We start from the raw sequence: 873 nt of genomic DNA, 5'->3' as shown, positions 1-873 counted from the left end.
CAACAGCTCGTACACATAAACGTTGTAAAACATACCCAAGAAAAATTCGGCTTTCAAATTAAAATCCAACATTTTGAAAATAGTAACTTTTAAGTTACCTTTGTCCGAATGGAAAAAGTTAGGCAAGTAATACAATACAAAAATTATTTCGAGGAGTTTCTGCTTGCACAACCGAAAAAGGTTCAGGACAAAATATTTAAGGTCGTTGAAATAATAGAAACCTATCAGCACGTGCCGAAAACATATTTGGCACCAATGAAAACGCATAAAGGACTATTTGAGGCTCGAATAAAATTAGGTTCGAATATTTGGCGAGTTTTTTGCTTCTTCGACAAAGGTAAGTTAGTTATACTCTTGAACGGATTTACTAAAAAGACGCAGAAAACACCACAAAAAGAAATCGATAAAGCGGTCCGATTAATGAAAGAGTATTACGAAGAAAAAAACAAAGGCAATGGAAACTAAAAGTTGGAAAGAAATAAAGAACACAGTTTACGGAAAAAAAGGAACTGAACGCAGAGATGAACTTGATAGAGATTTTGAATCATTCAAAATCGGTTTGCTTTTACGAAATGCACGAGAAGAAAAAAATCTGACTCAAGAACAACTGGGCGAACTGATTGACAAAAAGCGGACTTACATTTCTCGTGTGGAAAATAATGGCAGTAATCTGACTTTAAAAACATTATTTGACATCGTAGAAAAAGGACTTGGCGGAAAAGTTAATATTTCAATTGAAGTCTGATAAAAGTACGTTTTACAACACCGTATATAAGCTATGGCTGGGTCTGTGCGCACTTGGAAAATCTACGGATTTCCCAAAGTTAGTTTATATTTGGAGAGGTTCGTGCTAAAACACGCCACAGCTCATAT

2 protein-coding genes are annotated in these 873 nt (G+C 34.9%); both read left to right on the top strand.

Going from position 1 to position 873, the window contains the following annotated elements; genetic code table 11:
• The first annotated feature begins 108 nt into the window (after nt 1-108).
• On the top strand, nt 109-465 hold the full coding sequence (locus A9996_RS19405) for a type II toxin-antitoxin system RelE/ParE family toxin (RefSeq protein WP_066439212.1): 357 nt from the start codon (nt 109-111) through the stop codon (nt 463-465).
• A complete protein-coding gene (locus A9996_RS19400) occupies nt 455-745 on the top strand; it encodes a helix-turn-helix domain-containing protein (RefSeq protein WP_015025859.1) in 291 nt (96 codons plus the stop codon). The genes A9996_RS19405 and A9996_RS19400 overlap by 11 nt, the downstream gene beginning before the upstream one ends.
• Nucleotides 746-873 lie beyond the last annotated feature (128 nt).

Source organism: Gelidibacter algens (genome assembly GCF_001678675.1).
Classification (GTDB): domain Bacteria; phylum Bacteroidota; class Bacteroidia; order Flavobacteriales; family Flavobacteriaceae; genus Gelidibacter; species Gelidibacter algens.
This window is presented reverse-complemented; position numbering and strand designations above follow the sequence as displayed.

Bases quoted from the DNA above. Each gene is read 5' to 3' on its own strand.
- A9996_RS19400 (WP_015025859.1), top strand. From the start codon at position 455: ATGGAAACTAAAAGTTGGAAAGAAATAAAGAACACAGTTTACGGAAAA.
- A9996_RS19405 (WP_066439212.1), top strand. From the start codon at position 109: ATGGAAAAAGTTAGGCAAGTAATACAATACAAAAATTATTTCGAGGAG.